Consider the following 1,728-nt stretch of genomic DNA (forward strand, 5'->3'; position numbering starts at 1 on the left):
CGCCTTCGAGGTCAGCGCAGCGGTACTTGCCAGTGCAGCCGGGTGCCGGCGGGGCTGCCGTCCGGCCCGGTAGCGGCGGTGATGGTGAAGGTGCCCGCGGCCTGTTCGGCTCGGCGGGCGAGGTTGGCCAGACCGCTGGGGGTGAGGTCGGTGGGCATGCCGCATCCGTCGTCTTCGACGAGGATGGTGAGGTCGTCGGCGACCGTGATCTCGATCGAGACGGCGTCGGCGCCGGAGTGGCGTACGGCGTTGCTGACGGCTTCGCGGACGACGGCTTCGGCGTGGTCGGCCAGTTCGGGATCGATCACCGACAGCGGTCCGCTGATGCGCACGGAGGTGCGGATGTCGCTGGGGGCGGCTTGTTGGCGGATGGCTTCTTCGATGCGCTGGCGTACTCGGGTGCTGTGGGCGTCGCCGCCGTGCAGGTCGAAGATGGAGGTGCGGATCTCCTGGACGACGTCTTGCAGGTCGTTGATCGCTTCGTTGACGCGTTCACGCACTTCGGGGACGCGGGTGCGGGGTATGGCGCCTTGCAGGCTGAGTCCGACGGCGAACAGGCGTTGGATGACGTGGTCGTGCAGGTCGCGGGCGATGCGGTCGCGGTCGGAGAGGATGTCGAGTTCGCGCACGCGTTGTTGCGCGTCGGCCAGTTGCATAGCCAGCGCCGCCTGGTCGGTGAAGGCGGCGGTCAATGCGAGGATCTCCTCGTCGTAGGGTGCGGAATCGGCCGGGCGTAACGCCACCAGTACGCCCACCGTCGAGTCGGAGGTCTGCATGGGCAGCACGAGGGCGGGCCCGGCATCGGGGAAGATCTTGCCGAGATCGGCGCGGCGCGCGTCGTCCACCCGCTGGGGGGCGTGTGCCTGAAGGGCAGTGGCGATGGTGGTGTCGCGGGAGGGCAGTTTCGCAGGCCGTTGGCATTCCGCGATGCCTGTGCCGGTGCTGTGGGTGACGAGCAGTTCGGTGGTGTCGTCTGCTTCGCTGTCGGGGTCCGGGACGACGGCCAGGAAGGTCCGCTCGGAGCCGGTGAGCCGTTGGGTGGCTTCGACCAGGTGGTTCAGGACGCGGTCGGAGGGGGTGCCTGCGAGGAATTCGGTGGTGATGTCGCGGGTGGCTTCGATCCAGGTTTGGCGGGTGCGGGCGGATGCGTAGAGGTGTGCGTTGTCGATCGCGATGCCCGCGGCGGCGGCCAGGGCGCGGACGATGACTTCGTCGTCCTCGGTGAACGGTTGCCCGCCTGCTTTCTCGGTGAGATACAGGTTGCCGAAGACCTCGTCCCGGATCCGGACGGGCACGCCGAGAAAGGTGCGCATCGGTGGGTGATGGGCGGGGAATCCGACCGAGCAGGGGTGATCGGCGAGGTTGTCCAGGCGGATGGGTTTGGGCTGGCTGAACAGCAGGCCGAGCACGCCGTGGCCTTGGGGTAGGTCGCCGATCCGCTCGCGGGTGGGTTCGTCGATGCCCTCGTAGATGAACTGGGTGAGCTGCTGGTCGTGGCCGCGGACGCCGAGGGCGCCGTAGCGGGCCTCGACCAGGGAGATCGCGGTGTGCACGATGGTGCGCAGGGTGCGGTCCAGGTCGAGGCCGGAGGTGACGGTGAGCATGGCCTCGATCAAGCCGTCCATCCGGTCGCGGGCATCGATGATCTGCTCGATCCGGTCCTTGACCTCACCGAGCAGCTCCCGCAGCCGCAACTGCGAAAGCGTATCCCGCACCGAATACGTGCCG

1 protein-coding gene is annotated in these 1,728 nt (G+C 68.5%); it reads right to left on the reverse strand.

The features are described 5' to 3' along the window. Nucleotides 1-11 precede the first annotated feature (11 nt). Nucleotides 12-1,715, reverse strand: coding sequence for a sensor histidine kinase (locus ACWEKR_RS35535; RefSeq protein WP_452358237.1), 1,704 nt, complete (start codon nucleotides 1,713-1,715; stop codon nucleotides 12-14). Between the last annotated feature and the right edge of the window lie 13 nt (nucleotides 1,716-1,728).

This window comes from Nocardia sp. NPDC004573 (assembly GCF_053602135.1).